We start from the raw sequence: 22,759 nt of genomic DNA on the forward strand, positions 1-22,759 counted from the left end.
TCACGCCAGGTCCGCGGCGGGAGTCGGTTCCTTGGTCGGCATGCGAGGGCCGAGTTCCCGTGCCGCACTGCGGTGGTGGTCGATCAGGACGTCGTAGATCTCGGCGAGCGCGGCCAGTTGCGCGCGGTCGAGGACGTCGATCATGTGCCGCCGCACGCTGCGCACGTGGGCCGGGGCCGCCGTGGTGAGCAACTGGCCGCCCGCGCTCGTCAGCCGGGCGACGGTGCGGCGCTGGTCGTGCGGCATGGTTTCGCGCACCACGAGTCCACGCTTCTGCATGCGGGTGATCTGGTGTGAGAGTCGGCTCTGCGACCATTCCAGCGCACCCGCCAGGTCAGCGAAGGTCAAACGCTGGCCCGGTGCGTCGGCTAGGTACACCAGCACGGAATATTCGACATAACTGAGATTCGCCGCCCGGCCGGCGTCACGCCCGATCGCCGCGGCGATCAGGTCGCGGGTACGGACATAGCCCAGCCAGGCGCGCATTTCGACATCATCGAGCCACTGTGGATCGGTCACGATCGAGCTCCAGATTCGCCGGTGCAAGCTTCGGATTGAACGGCGCACGCCCACCACCGCCCGGGAGAATGGGTAGCACCGTTTGTGTTGAACGTGCAACCTCGACATTACTTCATCTTGAGTAAGGATTGCCTAATCTCCAGGTCGGCGCCCGGTGGTGGATAGGCTCTGCGATGCTCTGCCCACCTGCCTGAAGGAGTGCGATCCGTGACCGCGCCGGAGTTCCGCTATTCCGATCTGCTGCCGATCGGCGCGGACGACACGCCGTACCGCCTGCTGACCACCGAGGGGGTCAGCACCTTCGAGCACAACGGCCGCACCTTCCTGCAGGTCGAGCCCGAAGCCCTGCGCCTGCTCACCGAGACGGCGATCCACGACATCAGCCACTACCTGCGCCCGGCCCACCTGCGGCAGCTGCGCAAGATCATCGACGACCCGGAGTCCTCGGGCAACGACCGTTTCGTGGCGCTCGACCTGCTCAAGAACCTCAACATCTCCGCGGGCGGCGTGCTGCCGATGTGCCAGGACACCGGCACCGCGATCGTGATGGGCAAGAAGAGCGAGGGCGTGCTCACCGGCGCCGACGACGCCGAGTGGATCAGCCGCGGCGTGTTCGACGCCTACTCCCGGCTGAACCTGCGCTACTCCCAGCTCGCGCCGATCACCATGTGGGAGGAAAAGAACACCGGTTCCAACCTGCCCGCCCAGATCGAGCTGTACTCCACCGAGGGCGACGCCGACAACCCGGTCTACAAGTTCCTCTTCATGGCCAAGGGCGGCGGTTCGGCCAACAAGTCGTTCCTGTACCAGGAGACCAAGGCCGTCCTGAATCCCGAGCGCATGCTCGAGTTCCTCGACGAGAAGATCCGCTCGCTCGGCACCGCGGCCTGCCCGCCCTACCACCTGGCCGTTGTCATCGGTGGCACCAGCGCCGAATTCGCTTTGAAGACGGCGAAATACGCCTCGGCGCACTACCTGGACAACCTGCCGACCGAGGGCTCCATCACCGGTCACGCCTTCCGCGATCTCGAGCTCGAGGAAGAGGTCTTCCAGCTCACCCGTGAGTTCGGCATCGGCGCCCAGTTCGGTGGCAAGTACTTCTGCCACGACGTGCGCGTGGTGCGCCTGCCCCGCCACGGCGCCTCCTGCCCGGTCGCCATCGCCGTGTCGTGCTCGGCCGACCGCCAGGCCCTTGCCAAGATCACCAAGGACGGCATTTTCCTCGAGCAGCTGGAAACCGAACCGGCGCAGTACCTTCCGGAGCAGACCGAGGACATCCTCGGCGGCGACGTGGTGCAGATCGACCTGAACCGCCCGATGGACGAGATCCGCGCCGAGCTGTCGAAATACCCGGTGAAGACCCGGCTTTCGCTCACCGGCCCGCTGGTCGTGGCCCGCGACATCGCGCACGCCAAGATCAAGGAACGCCTCGACGCGGGCGAGCCGATGCCGCAGTACCTGCGCGACATGGCCGTGTACTACGCGGGCCCGGCCAAGACCCCCGAGGGCTACGCCTCCGGCTCGTTCGGTCCGACCACCGCCGGTCGCATGGACTCCTACGTCGACCAGTTCCAGGCTGCGGGCGGCTCGATGATCATGCTGGCCAAGGGCAACCGCTCCGCTCAGGTCACCAAGGCGTGCAAGGAACACGGCGGTTTCTACCTCGGTTCCATCGGCGGCCCGGCCGCGCGTCTGGCTCTGGACTGCATCAAGAACGTCGAGGTGCTCGAGTACCCCGAGCTGGGCATGGAGGCGGTCTGGAAGATCGATGTCGAGGACTTCCCGGCCTTCATCGTCGTCGACGACAAGGGCAACGACTTCTTCGCCGAGACCTCCAAGCCGATCGCCCTGCGCGTGCGCACCCGCTCCAAGGAACGGGTGTAGAGACCCGCTCCCTGGGTCTTCTGGTCGTGCGTCCAGCCGTCGCGGTGTAACGTGACCGGCGACATACGGTGAACGGGGTGGCTATGCCCGCTGGAATTCCTGGGGGCCGGGTGGCGCGCGGCGCCAAGCTCGGACAGTTCGCCGCGGGCCAAGCGGTGCGCGGGGTCGGCAGACGACTGTCGATGATCGGTCGCACCGAGGAGGCCAGGCAAGTCCTGGCCGAGCGCTCGGCGATGACGACCGCGCAGCAGATCGTCACGGTCCTCGGCAGCATGAAGGGATCGGCGATGAAGCTGGGGCAGATGGCCTCGGTGCTCGACCTCGACTTCGTGCCCGAATCGCATCGCGAGCATTTCCGGGCCCAGTTGGCCGCACTGCAGGACAAGGCGCCCGCGGTCGCGTTCCCGACCATGCGCGCGGTGATCGAGGACGATCTCGGGCCGCTCGGCGGCGTCTTCGCCGACTTCGACGAGACCGCCATCGCGGCCGCGTCGATCGGTCAGGTGCACCGGGCCACCCTGCGCGACGGGCGCGTGGTCGCGGTGAAGGTGAAGTACCCCGGGGTGGAGCGTGCCGTCCACGCCGATATCGGCAATCTCGAATTCCTCAGCAAGATGGGCAGATCCGTGCTGCCGAGCATGGCCGACACCGGCGTGCTCGAGGAGATCGCCGACAACCTGCGCAGCGAACTGGACTACGAACGCGAGGCCCGCACCCAGCATCGGGTGGCGCGGCGGTATCGCGGTCACCCGTTCATCACCGTGCCCGACGCGATCGTCGAACACTGCTCGCACAATGTGCTCGTCACCGAATACGTCGAGTCGCAACCCTTTTCGCACATGCGAACGCTGCCCGACGCCGACCGCGACCACCTGGGCGAACTGATCTACCGGTTCTACATCTCCAGCCTGTTCGTCGACAACGAGTTCTGCGGCGACCCCCATCCGGGCAATATGCTGCTGGCCGCCGACGGGAAACTCGCCTTCGTCGACTTCGGCCTGTACAAGCAGATGGACCCGGCGCATGTCGATTTCGAGCGCGACGTGCTGCGTGCGGCTGCCGAGGGGCGCGGTGAGGACCTGTACGCCGCGTGGGTCGACCGGGGAATCATCGACCCGAGTGCCGGGGTGTCGGTCGAGGAGAGCCTGGCCTACGTGTGGGCCGCCACGGGGTGGCACCTGCTGGACGAGGACGTCACCATCACCCCCGAATTGGCCACCGGCGCACTGCTGCTCGCGGTCGACCCGCGTTCGTCGCAATTCCACGGGATGCACCGGCAGCTGCTGCCGCCGGAGCACGTGTTCTCCCGCCGGGCCGACCTGTTCACCTTCGCCACCCTCGGCCAGTTGCGGGCCACCGCGAACTGGCACCTGCTGGCCCGTGAATGGCTCTACCACGAGCCACCCGTCACCGAGGTCGGCCGCGAGATCGACCGGTGGCGCCGATCCGGGTGAGCCGAACCGCGCCGAGCCGGGGTCGATAGGATTCCGGCATGCACTCTGTTCTCCGCATCCTGGTCGGCGTGAGCGCGGTCGCCGCGATGACGGCTACCGGTACCGCCACGGCCGACCCTGATCAGCGTGAACAGGTCCAGTCCGCCGCGGGCACCGAGGGCCTCGACCCACCGCTCGCGCTGGCCTACACCCTGGCCGAACAGCAGGCCCACGCCGAGGGCGTGCCGCTGTCGGTCACCTCCGGCTACCGCACCCCCGAACAGCAGGAAGCGCTGTGGCAGGACGGCCTGGCCACCCACGGCACCCCGGAGGAGGCCCGCCGCTGGGTCCTCCCGCCCGCCGAATCGACCCACGTATCCGGCCACGCGGTCGACGTCGGCCCGCAGATCGGCGCCCAGTGGCTCGAGGCCAACGGCAACCGCTGGGGGCTGTGCCGGACTTTCGACAACGAATGGTGGCACTTCGAGTTGGTGACGGTGCCGGGGACGCCGTGCCCGCCGACCGTGCCCGACGCGAGCATGCGCTAGGTCGACCGGCGCGGTCTTGTCTCTCAGTGCAGGGCTGCGAAGAACCTCCGGATGTCGGCGACATGTGCCGCCGGTTCCTCCATCGCCACGAAGTGGTTGCCGGGGTTGCCCGACGGCCAGTGGGTGATCTTGTTGTCGCGTTCGGCGAGCTTGCGCATGAGCGGTGAGCCGCCACCGTAGACGCCCGTCGGCACCAGGTTCTGGCCGGTCGGCCAGCCGAAACCGCCGTCGCGCAGCCCGTTGTACATGGGCCATGAGGAGGTGCCGGTGGTCTGGGTGAACCAGTACAGCGACAGCGTGGTGAGCAGGTGGTCGCGGTCGATCACGTCCTCGGCGAGGTCGGCCATCGGCGTGAACTCCTGGAACTTCTGCATCATCCACGCCAGTAGCGCGACCGGTGAATCGTTCCAGCCCAGCGCGAAGGTCTGCGGTGCGGCGCGCAGCAGGGTGTGGTGGTCGACGCCACCGGTCATCCACAGTTGCATCTGGTCCCACTCGGCGCGGTCCTCCTCCGACATCGCGGGCACGTCGGCCTCGGTCGGCATGCCGATACCGCCGTCGAGATGCACCCCGATCACGTGCTCCGGCGCCGCGAGCGCCATTTCCGGTGCGATGTAGGCGCCCAGGTCGCCGCCCTGGGTCCCGTAGCGCTGGTAGCCGAGCCGGTTCATGAGCTCGGTCCACATCCGGGCCACCCGTGCGGTGGTCATTCCGACCTCGCGCGGAGCCTGGGAGAAGGCGAAGCCGGGGACCGACGGGACAACCACGTCGAAGGCGAGGGCGGGATCGAGACCGTGAGCGCGTGGATCGGTCAGCGGACCGATCACACGGGTGAATTCGGCGAAGGTGTTGGGCCACCCGTGCGTGAGCAGCAGGGGCACCGCATCGGGTTCGGGGGAGCGGACGTGGACGAAGTGCACGTCGAGGCCGTCGATGGTCGTCTGGAACTGAGGGAAGGCATTGAGTGCGGTTTCCTGTGCCCGCCAATCGAATTCGTCGGCCCAGTAGGTGGCGAGCTCGCGCAGATACGCGGCAGGCACGCCACGCTCCCAGCCGTCGCCCGGCAGTTCGGGCGTCCATCGGGCTCGGGCCAGCCGGTCGCGCAGGTCGTCGAGATCGGCCTGTGGGATGTCGATGTGGAAGGGGCGGACAGTCATTCGGAACTCCTCGTGATCGGTGTGAACCCGACGCTACGAGGCATTTAGGACAGGATCGGTCCTAGATGTGCGCGAGAATCGAAATCATGACCGACACCGCAGCGCGGCTGCTCCGATTGCTCGCACTGCTGCAGATGCCACGCGAATGGCCGGGTAGCGAACTCGCCGACCGGCTCGGCGTCACCGATCGCACCGTGCGCCGCGATATCGACCGGTTGCGCGAGCTCGGCTACCCGGTGCTCGCCGCGCTGGGTGCGAGCGGCGGCTACCGCCTCACCGCCGGGTCGGCGCTGCCGCCGCTAGTGCTCGACGAGGACGAAGCGGTCGCGGTGGCAGTCGGCCTGCGGGTCGCCACCGGGCAGGCGGTCGGTGGAATCGAGGAGGCGTCGGTGCGGGCGTTGACCAAACTCGAGCAGGTTCTACCCGCGAAGCTCCGGAGGCGCGTGCGGGTGGTGGGTGCGGCGGTCGCGGTCCGGGTGGGTGAGGGGCCCACCGTGGAGCCGGAGGTCCTCACCACCCTCGCCGCGGCCGTCACCAACCGGGAACGACTGCGCTTCCGCTATTTCGACACCGACGGCGCCGAGTCACGTCGCCATGCCGAACCGGTCGGCGTCGTCGCGTCCGGCCGGCGCTGGTACCTCGTCGCCTACGACCTCGACCGAGACGCCTGGCGCACCTACCGCGCCGACCGGATCGCCCACCCGCACCCGACCGGTGCCCGGATCATCGCGCGTGAGCTACCCGCGGCCGACGCCGCCGACTATGTGGCGGGACGTCGAACCGACTGGCCCACCGCCCCGTACCGGGCCGATGTCACCATCGACGCCCCGCTCACCCGGGTCACCGGCCGACTCGGCGAGGACCCCGCCACCCTGCACTCCACCGGTGCCACCACCTGCCGCCTCACCGGTGTCCGGGATGACGACCCCGATTGGCTTGCCCGGCAATTGGTTTCGCTCGGAGTCGCGTTCCGGGTACACGACTCGCCCGAACTGTCCGCGCGACTGCGTGCGATGGCGGAGCGCATCGGGCACGCGGTGGGGTGAGAGGCGCGTCAGGGCCGGGCCGCGACCGCTTCCACCTCGAACAGCACATCGGGGGTGGCCAGCGCCGCGACACCGATGAGCGTCTGGGTGGGCGGGGTGGTGCCCCAGTGCTCGGCCACGGCACCGGCGATCGGGCCGAGTTTCGTGACATCGTGGTTCACCACGTAGGTGCGCAGCGCGACGACGTGGCTGAGATCCAGGTCGTGGGCTGCCAGGGCGGTGGCGATGTTGTCGAATGTCCGCTTCACCTGGTCGGCGAAGTCACCGGAGACGACCGCGCCGTCGGTGTCGGAACCGTACTGGCCGGAGACGAAGACCAGATCGGTGCCCGCCGGGACGGCGGCGGTATGGCTGTAGCCGAACGGAACCGGGTTGTGGAGGCCGTCGGGGTTGACGATGGTGTGCGCCATGTTCGGCACCTTTCCTGTGATGGATTGTCGTGACGCAGATGAGCCTGTCAGCAATACACGACATCCTCTGTCGTGTATTCCGGGTAATCTTTCGCGAGTGCGCGCCGACCGGCTTGTCTCCCTCGTGCTGCTGCTGCGCAGACACGGCCGGCTGACCGCGGACGTGCTGGCCCGCGAGCTGGAGGTCTCCACTCGCACTGTGCTGCGCGATATCGAGGCGCTCTCCGCAGCCGGCGTGCCGGTGTACGCAGAACGCGGCAGGCACGGTGGATTCGCCCTGCTCCCAGGCTTCCAAACCGAACTCACCGGGCTGAACCACGACGAGGCGCTGGCGCTACTGGTCGCCGGATCACGGCGCGGGGCACAAGCTTTCGGCCTCGGCGGCGCCCTGTCCTCGGCCATGCGCAAGGTCGTCGACGCCCTGCCCGAGAGCTATCGCGACACCGCGACCGGCGCCGCCCGTCGACTGCTCGTCGACCCCGAGACCGACCTCCTGTCGCGTCGCGTCGTGCCCGAGGACCTGCCCGACGCCGTAGTGGCCGAGGTCCGCCGCGCGGTGCTGACCGGTCACCGATTACGCATCAACTACGCCGCCGTCGACCAGTCCGCGCAGTGGCGAACCGTGGACCCGATCGGCCTGGTCACCGTCGCCGACCAGAGCTATTTGCTTGCGACCAGATCGGGGGAGGACCGCACATACCGCCTGTCGCGCATCCTCGACGCAGAGGAACTGCCCGAACCCGCGCAGCGACCGGAGCACATCGACCTGAATCAGGCCTGGAAGGAACGCAGCACCCGGTTCCGTGCCGGCAGCGACCAGGTAGCCGTCGAGGTCCGGGTGAACCCCACCCGCCGTGCGGAACTCATCGGCACGGCGGTGACACTCAGCTCCGAAACGGTCGAGGCCGACGGCCGGCTCCGCCTCGAGCTGACCTTCCAAGACCCGCGCCACGCCGAATGGGCACTCTGGCAACTCGGCACCCACGCGGAAATCCTTGCGCCGCAATGGCTGCGCACCACCTTGCGCGACCGCGCGACCACGCTCGCCGCCCACTACCGGTCGTCCTGAGGCGCTCAGACACTCACCGGCAACATGCCCCGGCGGAATCCTCGCGTACTCGCCCGTGCGGTACTGGGCGGCCGACACGGGATCATCAGCCACAGGGCAGGGTCTTCCTGACGAGCACGCCAGGGCAGGTCGGCGGCACAGCGCGCCCACCGTGTCGGCCCCGCGACGGCCGGGGCCGGCTGTTGCGAGCCAACTCCCACCGTAAGCACGGGTGCATCCCATGCCGACGATCACACCGGCTGCCCTACGCTCCCGCGCGACCAGTGGTGCCTCGCGGAGCTCGAGGCCTCAGCCGGTCGGCGCCCCGGCGGTGATCTCAGCCGACCGGTGCTGGTTCCCCTGGCATCCCTTCCAGTGTGAGGCCGCCCTCGATGGTGTTGGGGAGGCGGCGGCGGTTGGGGGAGCCGAGGGCGGTGGTGAGGTCGCCGCCGTCGTGTTCGGCGAGGAGTTCGCCGCTGTCCCACACCAGAAGGGTCGCGCTCACGGTGTTCTCGGCCGTGGAGTGGGCCAGGTCGTAGTGCGCGCAGCCGGGGACGTGCGGGTAGGTGATCCACAGGTCGTAGCCGGTCATGAACAGGTCGAGATCGAATTGCACACTGAGGCCGAGCAATTCGCTGCGGCCGTTGTCGTCGACACCGGCGAACGCCTCGTCCAGCGCCAGCAGGCGCGGTGCCTGCGGGTCGGCGGAATCGAGCATCACGTGGGCGGCGGCGAACAACGGCAGGTGCAGCGACACCGACTGCTCACCACCGGAGAGCGCGCTGTGGCGGGCGACGGTGAGCTTGTCCTCGGACCCGTCCCCGGAGATCAGCGTGAACGAGAACACCCGCCACGACCGATAATCGAGGGTGGCGGCGAGGATCTCGGGATACGAGCGTTCCGGGTGGGCGGCGCGGGCGGCCCGGATCTCGGCCGCGAAATGCGCGCGCACCGCACCCAGATCGTCCGGGCTCAGTGCCGAGGTGTCGCGGTCGAGCAGCTTGCACATGGCGCGCGCCGCCTCCGACAGGCCGTCGGCCAGCACCCAGTGCACACCGATGGTGTTGCCCGACGACATCCGCCGCTGCTTCATCTCCGCGCCCATCCGGGAGATCAGTTCGCGTGCGTCCGTTGTCCGTTCGTGGATCTGCTGGGCCAAGCCGGTGAGTAGCGCGTCCTCGAGGATGCGGCGTTCGGCGTCGGTGAGCAACAGTTCCTGATCGCGGCGCGCGGCATCGATGCGCGCCGCGAAATCGGCGAGTGCGGTCTGACCGTTCTCGTCGTGTACGGCCACCACGGTGAGCCCGTCGGCGGCGTCCCAGTGCAGGCGGTAATCGCGGCCCGATGCGGTGAGCGCGGCGTCGAACTCCTGTAGGGCGCTCGTCACCGCCGACCGGGTGGACTTCCGCCCGGCCTCGGTGGCGCGAACCTGGGCCGTGGCGGCATCCAGGTCGGCGAACAGGGCCGCGACCTCGTCCGGCAAGACCACCGGATCGGCTTCCGGGCCCGCGGCGACGATGCGGTACTGCAGCTGCTCGGGAGTCGACCAGGCGGCCTCGCTGCTCGGCCACCGGTGTTCGACCGAAGCGCCGAGCAGGCTCAGGAGGTCGGGCCGCGCGTACGGAGCCAGCGACCGCACTTCGGCGAGCACCTCGGTGAGCGCCGTGGCGAGTGCCTCGTGTGCCGTGCGATATGCCGCCTCCGCGTCACCCACCGCCTCGATCGCCGCATTGGCCGCCTTGCGCGCGGCCCGCTGCTCGGCTTTGGCGGCTTCGATGGCAGCGCGCGCCGCATCCAGCTCGCGGTCGATGTCGGCAGCACTGGCGCCCAACGCTTCTCGCAGCGTTTCGAGCTTGCGCTGCTGCTCGGTGTATCCGGCGCGGGCCGCCTCGGCCTCCTCGGCGAACGCCTCGGCCAGGGCGCGGGCCTCGTCGTGCCGATCGGCGCCCTCCAGCTCGCGTTCCCGTTCCCGTTCGTGCTCGGCGCGCAACCGCAGCAGTCCGGTGCCGGTGTTCTCGAAATGCCGGATCGCGGCGGCCAGCGCATCGAGTTCACGCGCCTCCCGCGGCGTGCGGTGCGCCTGCGCGGCCGCCCGCACCTTCTTGTCCTGAGCGGCCACCTCGGCCACGGCCTGATCGAGTTCCCGCTCGGCCTGCGCCGCCGCCTCCACCCGCGACCGCATCAGTCCGGCGGTCTCCGCGACCGCCCGAAGTGCGGCGGTCACCGCCGAAGGTCGTGGCAACGACTTCGCCGCAGCGGTGAGCTCAGCCGATTGCGCTGCCGCCGAAGACTCTTCGGCCCGAGCCGCCTCGTATTCCGCGGCGGCCGCCTCGATCGCCGCCTCGATCTCGGCGAGCCGCAACGCTCGCCTGCGCGCTCGCGCGGTCGCACCGATGAACTCGGCCTCGGTCTTGTGATGCCTGCCGACCAGGACACCCAGTCGATAGTGGCCCGCTGTTCCGATCACCACGGGGGCGGCCTCGGCGGTCAGCGCACTCAGAGTGGCGCCCGGCATGGTCCGTCCCATGCCTTCGCCGTCCGCAACACCGGCGCGATCCGCACCCGTCGCCGCGACTGTCGTCGATTTCGCTCCGCCTCCCGCGCCTGGTGCGGAGTCTGCTCGCGCCGGCGTGGTCGGCGTCGGGTGTGTCTCGGCGGCTTCATGCCCTGAGCGGTCGTCGGCTGCCGTAGGGGCGGAGCTGTCCGAGTCAGGGCGGAGTTCGTCGATGGCGATGGAGGCGAGCACGGCAGCGACCGTGTCCCTCGGGACCTCGACCTCCGCCGTATTCTCCTCCACCACAAGAACATCGGCGAGGGTGCGACCGGTCGGGCGCTGGTCGACGGGTAGTGGGAGCAGGAAGTGGTCCGACTGGACCTCGGTGGGCAGGGTCGGCCCGCAGATCCAGCTGTCGAGCAGACCTCCGGCCTGAAGCGCGGCCTCGATCCCCGCCGCCTCCTGCGCGGACACCCCATCCTCGAACCGCACCAGCTTCCACAGCGGAGCGCCCGGAAGTCCCTCACGCATACCGGTTCTGGCCGACGACGACGGAGGGGCGTCATCGTGTTCGGCGGCGATCTGCTTGCGTTCGGCCGTCAGTGCGTCGCGGCGCGCGGCCGCAGCATCAGCCCGCGCCCGCGACTCCTGCCGACGGGTGCGGATCTGCTCGCGTAGCGGCTCGATCCGCTCCGCCAAAACCTCTGCGGCAGAGGGGATGTCCTCCACTCCGGCACCGGCGAAGGCGGTCTCCAGCGCCTCGAACAGTCCGCCGTCATCAGCCCCGGTCCGATCGGCTCGCGCCCCGATGATGCCTTGGGCAGGGTCGCCCCCGTCGATGACTGCTTCGGCGGCTTGGGCGTTCACCGAGGATTCCGCGATGCCCGCAAGGAGGGCTGAGTTGGTCTTCCACCAGGCGCGCAGGTTCGCCGCAGAATCTTTGCGCGCCAACGCGACCGCGGCTTCCGCATGCGCGACTTCGGCGGCTGCCGCGTCGCGCAGTTCTGTCGCGCGTTCGGTGAGGCGTTCGGCGCGGGTTCGGTCGGCGGCGGCAGATTCCCATTTGCTCACCGCCTTGCGGACCGCGCGCACGTCGGCGTCGCGTTCCTCGGCGTGGCCGCGGACGGCTGCGGTGAACTGGTCGCCCCGGCCGTCGGTGCCAGGCGTGGTCCACTCGATGCCCGCTTCCTCGGCAGCCGAGCGGAGGGCTTCTTCGCCGCGCACCAGCGCGGCGGCGGCCGTGCGTACGGCTTCGGCTGCCTTCTCGGCTTCCTCGGCGCGCCGCTGCAAGGTCTGGGCGGCTTCGGCGGCCTTGTCGCGGTGGACGGCGGCGGAGGTTTCGAGCCTGCGGACGGCGTCGGCGAGGTCGTCGAGTTGCTGTTTGCCCTCGTAGGCGCTGGAGCGCTGCAGGTTCTCGCGGTCGGCGATGGCCTGTTCGTAGGCGCGGTCGGCTTCCTCGGCACGGGCCTCGGCGGTGGCGCGGTCGGCGTCGCGCCGGGTGCGCAAGGCGGTCGCGGCGAACAGTGCGGTCGAGGCGTTGGTGACGGCTTCGAGTCGCGTGCGAACCTGATCGACATCCGACTTCGCCTGTACCGCAAGGTATTTGCGGTACACATCGACGAAGCGCCGGGTGGCGGTATCGGCCTGGACCAGTCCGTCGAGGGTGCGGCCGACCTCCTCCATGTCGCTGAACGACCGTGCCGCGTCGAGGATGAGCTGTTCGTCGAGGGGGCGCAGACCGTCGGTGAGGGCCTGCGACAACCCGCGCGGGTCGAGGTTCTTGGCCAGCTGCGGGCGGCGCAGCGTGAGGATCAAGTTGATGAGCTGGTCGTAGCGCTGCATACCGAGCCCGAACATGCGCGCATCGATCGCGGCCCGGTATTCGACCGGGCGGTCGACGATGGCGTCGCTGCCGATCTGCTCGGCGAGCTGTTTGCGGGTGAGCGGGCGGTCGTCGGGACCGATCAGCGAGAAATCGACACCCGCGCGGCCGTCGGCGACGAAATACCAGCGCGTCACCTTGTCGGAAGACCGGGTGGCACGCATCCCGATACCGACCGTGACGACCTCGGGATCCTCCCAGCTGCCGCGCGCGAATTCCATCCACACATACGAGTACGCCGATTCCTGCTTGCGGTAGAGCAGGTTCGACTTCATGGTCCGTTCCTCACCGGCGAACGGGTTGAGCCTGCGCGGCTCGATCCGCCCGTCGAGCACGAACGGGAACAGCACCTCGAGGGCCTTGGTCTTGCCCGAACCGTTGGGTCCGCGCAGCACCAGGCGCCCGTCGGCGAAACAGAACTCCTGGTCGCGGTAGTCCCACAGGTTGACGATGCCCGCGCGGGTCGGCACGAATCGCACTCCGCCGTGAATGAGCGTCATCTGCTCAGCTCCCTCCCACTCCGGTGCCGACATCAGCGGCGGTGACGAACAATTCCTCGGTCTTGCGCACCCGTACCGTGACGACCGCGCCCCGGTATCTGGCCAGCGCGGGCAACACGAGCAGACCGTCTTCGACGGGCCGGATCAGCCGCAACTTGGTCAGCAAGGCCAGCACCTCGGCGGTGAGGCCGCCGATGTCGGCCTGCCATTGCGCGGCGAAGGTGGCACCGTAGCGATCGGTGAGGGCTGTGACGGTCGTCCGCACCCACGCATCGTCGAGGAATGGGTAGGTGTCGGGTTCCTCGGTGACCTCGTCGTCGGAATCCGTTGCCGGGTCGGGTGTTTCGTCGGCCAGCGGGACGAACACCCCGGCCTCGGGGATCGCGGTGTCGAGCTGGTCGAGCAGTTCCTCGGCCGGCTCCAGGTCGGGCAGTGGGCGGTGTGGCAGCGGGTTGTCCAGATCCAGCACCGCATCCGCGATCTCACCGATCAGCAGCAGTCCCACCTGCGCGAGAGTGCCGGTGCCCGGGAACCGCGTGTCCGACAGGCGACCCGACGTGTCGATGAGGGCGACACCCTCGGCCCGCCGTTCGGCCCGCAGCCCGGTGCAGTACTCCACCTCACCGATCAGGCGCTCCTGGCCGAGCAGTGCCCGTTCGGCGGGCGTCAGATCCGCGACGTACACGACCGGCCGTTCTACCAGCGCGCGCCGCACCCGGCGAGCGACGTCGGCCGCCACCTCGGTGTCCTCGGCCAGCAGACCGCGCACGCTGTGCAGGTGCTGCAATGCCCGCGGTGGCCGGAACAGCGCGAAAACCACCGGGCGGTCGATGTCGTAGAGCGCTTCACCCGCGTCGGGGTCGCTGGCCCACCCGCCCGCGTCACCGTCGGCCAGGGTCAACGCGCCGCGCGCGCCGAGCCAGCCGACGGCATCGACGAAGGCGTCACGATCGGCGGCCCGCTCGGTGGACAATTCGAGCCCATCGATGCGGCTCGCGTAATCGGCGACATGCTCCGCCAGTTCCGACAGGGTGATCTGATCCCCGGCCCGCCCCAACGCGGCCAGCGCCAGCGACAGATAGGCGTAGCGCCGCCGATCGAACACCCGATCGTTCACACTGCGCGCGGGCCGGGCATCCTCGAGCCGATCGTGCACCGGATACAGCCGCGCCGTCGTCTCGGTGATCTCCACCCGATACCCGAACAAATCGGCCATGTCCTCGCGCAGTTCGGTCGCCCACCGCCGGATCAGCGGCAACGCAATCCGGTCCGGATAGACCCGCGTGACAAGGTGATTCGCCAGCATCACCCGGACCGCCCGCTGGTAACTGTCGAGCGCGAGCGCATCGATTCGCTGCCGCTTCACGCAGCCACCCCCTGCCGCACCGCACCACAGCAAGAGCCGTCGATCTCCGGATGCGCGATCGAGTATCGGCCGAGGCTCAGCACACCGATGTGCGCCGTCGTCGTGCCGCCGTCGCTCAGCGCGGTGTGCCGCAACACCGGAACAACGCCGCAGCACGGCGCCGGTAGCCGCCGAGGCTTCCAGGGCATCCCGCGGTCCGCCCCACCGTGTGAACCAGGCCGGGCGCCGATGCTCGCGGTCATCGCTTCCCACCCCGCCGTGTCGAACCCCGTACTTCGAGGCGGCGGTTGTTCAAGTGGAGCAATCCCGCCGCCGTGCGGATGACGGTCGATCCGTCGCACGGGCGAACCGTCAGGGTGACGCCGTTGTCGGAACCCGTTGTGCCCTCGACTCGTCCGCTCACCGGCACCCAGGCCGTGGAGGCCGCGTCGAGCAGACGCAACAGCACCTCGGTCTCGCGCTGGTCGAGTACTCGTTCGTGCACGTTGCCGGTGGCCAGCGAGGCGGCCGCTGCCGCGCGTTCGCGCTGGGCGGCCAGTTGCGCTTCGCGCAGGCGGCGCACGCCGGCGTCGTTGCGTGAGATCCGGGCGGGTGCGCCCGCAGCGGGGGCGCGACCGGTCTCGGCGAGTGTGCGCGAGATCTCCAAAGGTGGTGCTTCCCACCAGGACCGGTCGGCGGGGACCAGGTCGGCGTCGGGATGTTCCAGCGACAGGTGCCGTGGTTTGCCGAGGCCGAATACCGCGTCGTACAGGGCGTGCGCACTGCCCGAGGTGGGGGTGGCGACGAACCACGCCGCCAGGTGACGCAACGCCGATTCCCGGCTGATCCCGCCCCGACGGGTCTCGGTCACCCGGCGCAACAGCGACAACACGGCCGCGATGGCACTCATCGTCGCCTCCCGCAGCCGGTCGGCCTCACACGACTCGCCCGGCTCGGTGCCCGCGACGAACCAGGTGCGCAACCCGTCCCAGCGGGCTCGCCAATCCGCCTCCCGCTCGACCGAACTCAGCAGCACCCGCTCGTCGCACCCGGCCGCCCGGCCGATCAGCATGTCGACTCCGGTGTCTTCCACCTCGCCGATCGCGGCGGCCAGACGTGGCGCGAACCGGGCCAGATCCATGCTGAACTCGCGCATGTGCGCGAGCAGCGCGTCCTTGTGCGCGAGAAACGACTCGGGGGTGATCTCGGTGGTCCGCACCAGGTCGCCCAGCGACAGATAGAAGTGCGCGGCGCGGGCCGCCATGTCGGTGAGCGCGGCGTCGAGCCGGCGCAGCGTGGTGTAGACCCGCTCGGCGTCGCCCTCGCGGTTGGCGGTCGCCAGGGTGCGCAGATCCGCGAGGAGTTCGGGGAGCACCAGCCGCGACAGCGACGCGTCCTCCATGCGGGCCGTGAGCACCCCGGCCACTGCCTGATATGCCTGGAAACCGGCCTGCGCGAACTGGTACACGTAGTGCCGGTTGCGGTACTCGGCCAGCGTGGCCGCCCGGGTGCCGTCGTAACTGCGCTCGAGCACACCCCAGCGGTGCAGTTGCTCGAGCAGCGGACCGATCTCGGCCGCCGACAGCGGCACCCCCGCCGGAGCGGGCCCCTGCGTGCCCGCCTCGGCCTTGGCGATCCACTCGGCGACATCATCGGCGTGCAGCAACACCACGTATGCCGCGCGCGCACTGTCGAAGGCACGCAGAACCCGCAGGTAGTCGGCGCGTTTCTCGGCGGTGGCGAACGAGAACAACCGCAGCCGCTCGTCCCACAGGGCAGGGACGGCGCTGGGTAGGCCGTCGGCGCGGTGGTCGGTCACCGTAGACAGATTAGTGGTGACCGACCCCTGCTCCGTCCGACCCGTCCCGGATCGGCGTGGCATCGCCGCCGCGCTCACCCGACGTTGAGCGAGCGCAACTGCTCGAGGAACGACTGGGTGCGCGGGTCACCGGGGAAGCGTTCGATGATCTCGCGCGCCGCCTCGCCCGCGATCCACGCCAGCGACGGCAGCGACTTGCGGCCCGCCGTGAACGCCGCGATCCCTTCCTCCACCGCCCGCTCCAGATCGCGATCACGCACCGCGACCACGGCGAGCGTCAGCCGGGCTTCGGACACGCGCATGGGGTTGCGCACGCTGCCGTCGGGCCGGGTCGAATCCTTGATCACCTGCTGGGCATAGCGTTCGGCAAGCCGGTCCTGCCCGGCCACCCGGCAGCAGTCCATGGCGTAGAAGTCGAATTTCGTTGCGTCGACGACGAAGTGGTTGTCCAGATCGGCCGGATGGCCCATCCGTGCCAGGATCGCCCGGCCCTCGTCGAGCGCGGTCTGTACCGCCCGGCGATCGCCGAGGCGCGCCCAGCCCTTGGCGCGTTGCGCGGCCAGCTGCACCCCGACACCCATCGACGTGGTCCCCGCCATCGCCTTCTCGGAGACGTCGATGGCGCCGCGAAAATTGCCCTGGGTCAACGCGAACCATGCCGACATCTCCGCCGCCCAGCCGACGATCTCGGGGTTGCCCGCCTCGCGGCCGAGCGAATCCGCCGCCCGCCGAGTGGCTTCCGCGCCCGCGCGGTGGCCGAGGTCGTAGTCGACGCAACCCACCAGCAACGCCACCCAGCCGGCCAGTACGAGGATTTCCCGATGCTGGCTCAGGGTGAGTCGGCCGTCGAGCAGCGAGGTGATCCGGCGCAACCACGCGGTTCCCTCGGCGTGCAGCTCGTGCGGGTCGGCATAGGCGTACTCGCAGCACAACCGTTCGGCGGTGATCCGCACCGCGTCGAGGGTGGCGCTGTTGACATCGGACATGCGTAGCCTGCCGATGAATTCGAGTGTGTCCATACCGGTTGCGGATAACAGCTCGTCATCGCGGTTGGGACGGGACTTGGGGAAGAACGCGGCGGGGACGGTGTCGAACGCGGCCGCGATGATCGGCGCGTAGAACTCGTCGGGTCGTGATTCACCGGACTCCCAGCGGCGCCAATTGCGCAGCAGAGTACTGTCCGTCGGCAGGTTGTGTGAGGACTTGGCACGCATCGCGCGGACGGCGTCGGCTTGCGACCATCCCCTCGCGTCACGTTCCGAGCGCATCCGGACAGCCCAGACGGGTCGATCATCAGTTGCGGTCACGGCCGTAGTATTCCACCAGTTAACGTTCGGCGTCCCGGATAGGGCACGTAGATGTCATCGGTTTGACATCTGCTACAACGGAGCACGAATGCGCATGCTGTAAGTAGGTGCTCGGCCGGACCGATCACCCGCCCCGCAGGAGAGCTTGCGAGGCAACGCAGTACCCCCGCGCGGCGGCTGGCGCCGCGCGGGGGGATCCGACAACAGAACAGCGATCCCAATCCAACGGAGGTTCGGGTGGAAGCGTTGATCTATGGATACTTGCGTGACGATCTGGCCGAGGGCCAGGGCGATCAATTGGAGGATGCGCTACGCAGCCTCGCGGCTACGGCGGGGATGTGTTTCGCCGCGACGTTCCATGAATCGACCGCGGGTGACGGTGCGGCCTTCGCCGAGCTCACCCAGGAATTGAAGCGGGCCGACGCGCACCACGTGGTGGTCCCGTCGCTCGATCACCTTGCCGGGCAGACGATTCCGCGCGACATGCTGATCGCCAAGCTGGCGCACGAGGCCGCCGCCCAAGTCCTCACCCTGGAGCGCTGAGATGGCGGCCTCCGATACCGAACCACCATCCTGACGGCAGCGGCCCGAGCGGGCCGGTGCGTCGGGTCTACAGCCCGAAGCTTCCCGGCCCGCGCCTGCGCAGGTACTTCTCGAACTCCGCGGCGATCGCGTCACCGTCGATCTTCGACATCGTCTCGTTGAGATCGAGTGCCGCATCGCCCCGTTCCTCGAGCGAGCGCACGTATTCGCTGATCTCCTCGTCGCCGACGGTCATCTCGTTCACCGCGGCCTCCCACTCCTCGGCTTGAGCCGGCAGCTCGCCGAGCGGCACCTCGATGTCGAGGACTTCCTCCACCCGGTGCAGCAGCGCGATCGTCGCCTTCGGATTCGGCGGTTGCGACACGTAGTGCGGCACCGCGGCCCAGAACGACACGGCGGGCACGCCTGCCTTCACGCACTGGTCCTGCAGGACACCGGTGATGCCGGTCGGACCCTCGTAGCGCGTCTGTTCCAGATTGAATCGCTCGGCGGCCTCCGGGCTGTAGGCCGAACCGGTGACCGGCACCGGCCGGGTATGCGGCGTGTCGGCCAGCAACGCGCCGAGGATCACCACCGTCTCCACGCCCAGCTGTTCGATGAACTCGAGCAGGTCGTTGCAGAAGCTGCGCCAGCGCATATTGGGTTCGATCCCGCGCAGCAGTACCACGTCGCGGTCGCTGCCGGGTGGGGAGCACACCGACAGCATGGTCGAGGGCCACTGGATCTCCCTGGTCACCCCGTCGACCTGACGCACGGTCGGCCGGTTCACCTGGTAGTCGTAATAGTCCTCGGAGTCGAGTTCGGCCAGCGGCTCGGAGTCCCAGAGCAACTCCAGATGTTCGACCGCGCCACTGGCGGCATCTCCGGCGTCGTTCCAGCCCTCGAAGGCCGCGACCAGCACGGGATTGCGCAACGTCGGCAGTTCCGTCTCGGGGGTCTCACTGGCATCCACCAGGTCAGCCTAGTGTCTTGTGCCAATTGTTTTGTGGCGACCGGCAGGGTTGCGTGTTGTGTGGCCCGGGCCACTGGATCACCGACAGTGGTCTCGTGTGTCGGAGGCGCCCACTAGTCTTGAACCATGCCTGCGTCCTTGCCCACCACTTTCGATACCACGCTCCTCGACACGCTGCGACGCCGTGTCGTCATCGGCGACGGTGCGATGGGCACGATGTTGCAGGCCGCGGACCTCACGCTCGACGACTTCCGCGGCCTCGAGGGTTGCAACGAGATCCTCAACGACACCCGCCCCGATGTGCTCGCCGAGATCCACCGCGCGTACTTCGCGGCGGGCGCGGACGCGGTGGAGACCAACACCTTCGGGTGCAACCTGCCCAACCTCGCCGACTACGACATCGCCGACCGGATCCGCGATCTGTCCGAGCGTGGCACCCGCATCGCCCGCGAGGTGGCCGACGAGATGGGCCCCTCGGCCGACGGCACCCCCCGCTACGTCCTCGGATCGATGGGCCCGGGCACCAAGCTGCCGACGCTGGGCCACGCCCCGTTCGCCGCGCTGCGTGACGCCTACACCGAGGCCGCGCTCGGCATGCTCGACGGCGGCGCCGACGCCATCCTCATCGAAACCTGCCAGGACCTGCTGCAGGTCAAGGCCGCGATCACCGGCAGCCGCAGGGCCATGCTCGCCGCCGGTCGCCGGATCCCGATCATCACCCACGTGACGGTGGAAACCACCGGCACCATGCTCGTCGGCAGCGAGATCGGTGCGGCGCTCACCGCGCTGGAACCGCTCGGTATCGACATGATCGGCCTGAACTGCGCCACCGGGCCCGACGAGATGAGCGAGCACCTGCGCCATCTGTCGCGGCACGCCACCATTCCGGTGTCGGTGATGCCGAACGCGGGCCTGCCGGTGCTCGGTGCCAAGGGGGCGGAGTACCCGCTCACCGCCGAGGAGCTGGCCGTCGCGATGAGCGGTTTCGTCTCCGAGTTCGGGCTGTCGATGGTGGGTGGTTGCTGTGGCACCACGCCCGAGCACATCCGTCAGGTCGCCGAGGCGGTGCGCGAGGTCGAGAAGACGCTGCCGCCGATCGACGATCGCCGTCACCCCGAGCACGAGCCCGCGGTATCGAGCATGTACACCGCCGTGCCGTTCGAGCAGGACGCGTCGATCCTGATGATCGGTGAGCGCACGAATGCCAACGGCTCCAAGGCTTTCCGCGACGCGATGCTGGCCGCCGACTGGCAGCGCTGCCTCGAGATCGCCAAGGACCAGACCCGCGACGGCGCCCACATGCTCGACCTGTGCGTCGACTACGTGGGCCGCGACGGCGCCGCCGACATGAACGAGCTGGCCTCGCGCCTGGCCACCTCGTCCACCCTGCCGATCATGCTCGACTCCACCGAGGTCGCGGTCCTGCAGGCCGGGCTCGAGCACCTGGGCGGCCGGTGCGCGGTGAACTCGGTGAACTACGAGGACGGCGCCGGTCCCGAGTCGCGATTCCAGCAGATCATGGCGCTGGTCGCCGAGCACGGTGCCGCCGTGGTCGCGTTGACCATCGACGAGGAGGGCCAGGCCCGCACCGCCGAGCACAAGGTCGCCATCGCGGAGCGGCTGATCGCCGACATCACCGGCAACTGGGGGCTGGCCGAGTCCGACATCATCATCGACACGCTGACCTTCACCCTCGGCACCGGCCAGGAGGAATCGCGCAAGGACGGTCTCGAGACCATCAACGCGATCCGTGAACTCAAGCGCCGCCACCCGCAGGTGCAGACCACCCTCGGTCTGTCCAACATCTCCTTCGGCCTGAATCCGGCCGCCCGGCAGGTGCTGAACTCGGTGTTCATGCACGAGTGCGTGGAGGCCGGTCTCGACTCGGCCATCGTGCACGCCTCCAAGATCCTGCCGATGAGCCGGATTCCCGACGAGCAACGCGAGACCGCCCTCGACCTGATCTACGACCGCCGCGGCGAGGACTACGACCCGCTGCAGACGCTGATGGCGATGTTCGAAGGCGTGTCGACCGCGTCCTCGAAGGCTTCGCGCGCCGAGGAACTGGCCGCGCTGCCGCTGTTCGAACGCCTGGAACGCCGCATCGTCGACGGTGAACGCAACGGACTCGGCGATGATCTGGACGAGGCGATGAAATCGGTGCCGCCGTTGCAGATCATCAACGAGACACTGCTGTCGGGCATGAAGACCGTCGGCGAGCTGTTCGGTTCGGGCCAGATGCAGCTGCCGTTCGTGCTGCAGTCGGCCGAGGTGATGAAAACCGCTGTGGCACACCTGGAACCGCACATGGAGGCCACCGACGACTCCGGCAAGGGCCGCATCGTGCTGGCCACGGTGAAGGGCGATGTGCACGACATCGGCAAGAACCTGGTCGACATCATCCTGTCCAACAACGGCTACGAGGTGGTGAACCTGGGCATCAAGCAGCCCATCGCCACCATCCTCGACGCCGCCCAGGACAAGAAGGCCGACGTGATCGGCATGTCCGGCCTGCTGGTGAAGTCCACCGTGGTGATGAAGGAGAACCTGGCCGAGCTCAATGCCAAGGGCGTGGCCGAGCAGTTCCCGGTGCTCCTCGGTGGTGCCGCGCTCACCCGCTCCTACGTCGAGAACGACCTCACCGAGGTCTACGACGGTGAAGTGCACTACGCGCGTGACGCTTTCGAGGGTCTGCGGTTGATGGACGAGATCATGACCGTCAAGCGCGGCGGTGGCCTCGACCCCGACAGTCCCGAGGCGATCGAGGCGAAGAAGAAAGCCGCCGAGCGCAAGGCTCGCCACGAACGGTCCAAGCGGATCGCCGCCGAGCGCAAGGCCGCCGAGGCGCCCATCGTGGTGCCCGAGCGTTCCGACGTGGCGGCCGATCAGCCGGTGCCGACTCCGCCGTTCTGGGGCACGCGTGTGGTGAAAGGCCTTCCGCTGGCGGAGTATTCGGGTCTGCTCGACGAGCGGGCGCTGTTCCTCGGGCAGTGGGGTCTGCGCGGGCAGCGTGCTGGTGACGGGCCGAGCTACGAGGAACTGGTCGAGACCGAGGGCCGTCCCCGGCTGCGGTACTGGCTCGACCGGCTGGCCACCGAGGGCGTGTTGCAGCACGCCGCCGTGGTGTACGGGTACTTCCCGGCGGTGTCGGATGGCGACGAGGTCATCGTGCTGACCGAGCCGGAACCCGATGCGCCCGAACGGTATCGGTTCACCTTCCCGCGTCAGCAGCGCGACCGGTTCCTGTGCATCGCCGACTTCATCCGCTCGCGGGACAAGGCTCGCGAGACCGGTCAGGTCGACGTGCTGCCCTTCCAGCTGGTCACCATGGGTCAGCCCATCGCCGACTTCGCCAACGCCCTGTTCGCGGGCGACAGCTACCGCGACTACCTCGAGGTGCACGGCATCGGCGTGCAGCTCACCGAGGCGCTGGCCGAGTACTGGCACCGCCGGGTGCGTGAGGAACTGAGCATCAACGGGCAGTCGGTCGCCGACAGCGATCCGGCCGATGTGCAGGACTACTTCAAGCTCGGCTACCGGGGTGCGCGGTATTCCTTCGGCTACGGTGCCTGCCCGGACCTCGAGGACCGGGCGAAACTGGTCGACCTGCTCGACGCGGGCCGGGTCGGGGTGACGCTGTCGGAAGAGCTGCAGCTGCATCCCGAGCAGTCCACCGACGCCTTCGTCCTGCTGCATCCCGAGGCGAAGTACTTCAACGCCTGACTTCGGTGTTCGGTGATCGGGCCGGTCCACCGCGGACCGGCCCGATTCGCCCTGTGCCCGTTGTGAATCTGATCACGAACCCGATGGGTAGACCATGGTGGTCGACGGTTGGCAACGGAATCGCAGCACTGAGGCACGTAGGATTTTCG

General features: G+C 68.8%; 16 protein-coding genes. 7 read left to right on the forward strand and 9 right to left on the reverse strand.

Annotated features, from left to right (window positions below; genetic code table 11):
* Entirely contained in the window at nt 1-519 is a 519-nt protein-coding gene (locus LDL21_RS27420; protein ID WP_181699087.1) for a MarR family winged helix-turn-helix transcriptional regulator, read from the reverse strand.
* 207 nt (nt 520-726) lie between these two features.
* Between LDL21_RS27420 and LDL21_RS27425 the strand changes: the two genes are divergently transcribed.
* The 3 genes from LDL21_RS27425 to LDL21_RS27435 all read left to right on the forward strand — a co-directional run bounded on the left by LDL21_RS27425 (nt 727) and on the right by LDL21_RS27435 (nt 4,384).
* Entirely contained in the window at nt 727-2,403 is a 1,677-nt protein-coding gene (locus LDL21_RS27425) for a fumarate hydratase (protein ID WP_174550282.1), read from the forward strand.
* An 83-nt stretch (nt 2,404-2,486) separates the two neighbouring features.
* A complete protein-coding gene (locus tag LDL21_RS27430) occupies nt 2,487-3,857 on the forward strand; it encodes an ABC1 kinase family protein (RefSeq protein ID WP_225282452.1) in 1,371 nt (456 codons plus the stop codon).
* A gap of 38 nt (nt 3,858-3,895) precedes the next feature.
* Complete coding sequence (locus LDL21_RS27435) at nt 3,896-4,384, forward strand: M15 family metallopeptidase (RefSeq protein WP_225282351.1); 489 nt, start codon at nt 3,896-3,898, stop codon at nt 4,382-4,384.
* A gap of 23 nt (nt 4,385-4,407) precedes the next feature.
* On the opposite strand, the gene LDL21_RS27440 is transcribed toward LDL21_RS27435, so the two are convergent.
* Nucleotides 4,408-5,541, reverse strand: coding sequence for an epoxide hydrolase family protein (locus LDL21_RS27440; protein WP_225282352.1), 1,134 nt, complete (start codon nt 5,539-5,541; stop codon nt 4,408-4,410).
* Nucleotides 5,542-5,627: 86 nt separating this feature from the next.
* Between LDL21_RS27440 and LDL21_RS27445 the strand changes: the two genes are divergently transcribed.
* Nucleotides 5,628-6,587: a helix-turn-helix transcriptional regulator gene (locus LDL21_RS27445; RefSeq protein ID WP_225282353.1), complete on the forward strand. Its 960-nt coding sequence runs from the start codon at nt 5,628-5,630 to the stop codon at nt 6,585-6,587.
* Nucleotides 6,588-6,595: 8 nt separating this feature from the next.
* Here the strand turns inward: LDL21_RS27445 and LDL21_RS27450 are convergent, their stop codons facing one another.
* Complete coding sequence (locus LDL21_RS27450) at nt 6,596-6,997, reverse strand: RidA family protein (protein WP_225282354.1); 402 nt, start codon at nt 6,995-6,997, stop codon at nt 6,596-6,598.
* Between the two features lie 97 nt (nt 6,998-7,094).
* Here LDL21_RS27450 and LDL21_RS27455 point away from each other — a divergent pair, with 97 nt between their 5' ends.
* Nucleotides 7,095-8,066: a helix-turn-helix transcriptional regulator gene (locus LDL21_RS27455; RefSeq protein WP_225282355.1), complete on the forward strand. Its 972-nt coding sequence runs from the start codon at nt 7,095-7,097 to the stop codon at nt 8,064-8,066.
* 316 nt (nt 8,067-8,382) lie between these two features.
* Here the strand turns inward: LDL21_RS27455 and LDL21_RS27460 are convergent, their stop codons facing one another.
* The 5 genes from LDL21_RS27460 to LDL21_RS27480 form a co-directional block, all read right to left on the reverse strand.
* Nucleotides 8,383-12,921: an SbcC/MukB-like Walker B domain-containing protein gene (locus LDL21_RS27460; protein WP_225282356.1), complete on the reverse strand. Its 4,539-nt coding sequence runs from the start codon at nt 12,919-12,921 to the stop codon at nt 8,383-8,385.
* A 4-nt stretch (nt 12,922-12,925) separates the two neighbouring features.
* The gene (locus tag LDL21_RS27465; protein WP_225282357.1) at nt 12,926-14,287 is read right to left on the reverse strand and encodes a DUF2398 family protein; all 1,362 of its coding nucleotides are present in this window, start codon (nt 14,285-14,287) and stop codon (nt 12,926-12,928) included.
* Nucleotides 14,284-14,529: a hypothetical protein gene (locus LDL21_RS27470; protein WP_225282358.1), complete on the reverse strand. Its 246-nt coding sequence runs from the start codon at nt 14,527-14,529 to the stop codon at nt 14,284-14,286. Before LDL21_RS27470 ends, LDL21_RS27465 begins: the two co-directional genes overlap by 4 nt.
* Nucleotides 14,526-16,025, reverse strand: coding sequence for a TIGR02677 family protein (locus tag LDL21_RS27475; protein WP_372462234.1), 1,500 nt, complete (start codon nt 16,023-16,025; stop codon nt 14,526-14,528). Before LDL21_RS27475 ends, LDL21_RS27470 begins: the two co-directional genes overlap by 4 nt.
* Nucleotides 16,026-16,159: 134 nt before the next feature.
* A complete protein-coding gene (locus LDL21_RS27480) occupies nt 16,160-17,392 on the reverse strand; it encodes an NsdA family TPR-like regulatory protein (RefSeq protein WP_225282360.1) in 1,233 nt (410 codons plus the stop codon).
* 237 nt (nt 17,393-17,629) lie between these two features.
* Between LDL21_RS27480 and LDL21_RS27485 the strand changes: the two genes are divergently transcribed.
* The gene (locus tag LDL21_RS27485; protein WP_067492061.1) at nt 17,630-17,935 is read left to right on the forward strand and encodes a hypothetical protein; all 306 of its coding nucleotides are present in this window, start codon (nt 17,630-17,632) and stop codon (nt 17,933-17,935) included.
* A 67-nt stretch (nt 17,936-18,002) separates the two neighbouring features.
* On the opposite strand, the gene LDL21_RS27490 is transcribed toward LDL21_RS27485, so the two are convergent.
* Nucleotides 18,003-18,887, reverse strand: a complete 885-nt coding sequence (locus LDL21_RS27490; protein ID WP_067492062.1) for a PAC2 family protein — start codon at nt 18,885-18,887, stop codon at nt 18,003-18,005.
* A 126-nt stretch (nt 18,888-19,013) separates the two neighbouring features.
* Here LDL21_RS27490 and metH point away from each other — a divergent pair, with 126 nt between their 5' ends.
* Nucleotides 19,014-22,610: a methionine synthase gene (gene metH / locus LDL21_RS27495; protein WP_225282361.1), complete on the forward strand. Its 3,597-nt coding sequence runs from the start codon at nt 19,014-19,016 to the stop codon at nt 22,608-22,610.
* Nucleotides 22,611-22,759 lie beyond the last annotated feature (149 nt).

Origin of the sequence: Nocardia rosealba (assembly GCF_020216065.1) — a bacterium.
Lineage (GTDB): Bacteria > Actinomycetota > Actinomycetes > Mycobacteriales > Mycobacteriaceae > Nocardia > Nocardia rosealba.

Bases quoted from the DNA above. Each gene is read 5' to 3' on its own strand.
- LDL21_RS27430 (WP_225282452.1), top strand. From the start codon at position 2,487: ATGCCCGCTGGAATTCCTGGGGGCCGGGTGGCGCGCGGCGCCAAGCTC.
- LDL21_RS27435 (WP_225282351.1), top strand. From the start codon at position 3,896: ATGCACTCTGTTCTCCGCATCCTGGTCGGCGTGAGCGCGGTCGCCGCG.
- LDL21_RS27440 (WP_225282352.1), bottom strand. From the start codon at position 5,541: ATGACTGTCCGCCCCTTCCACATCGACATCCCACAGGCCGATCTCGAC.
- LDL21_RS27445 (WP_225282353.1), top strand. From the start codon at position 5,628: ATGACCGACACCGCAGCGCGGCTGCTCCGATTGCTCGCACTGCTGCAG.
- LDL21_RS27450 (WP_225282354.1), bottom strand. From the start codon at position 6,997: ATGGCGCACACCATCGTCAACCCCGACGGCCTCCACAACCCGGTTCCG.
- LDL21_RS27460 (WP_225282356.1), bottom strand. From the start codon at position 12,921: ATGACGCTCATTCACGGCGGAGTGCGATTCGTGCCGACCCGCGCGGGC.
- LDL21_RS27470 (WP_225282358.1), bottom strand. From the start codon at position 14,529: ATGACCGCGAGCATCGGCGCCCGGCCTGGTTCACACGGTGGGGCGGAC.
- metH (WP_225282361.1), top strand. From the start codon at position 19,014: ATGCCTGCGTCCTTGCCCACCACTTTCGATACCACGCTCCTCGACACG.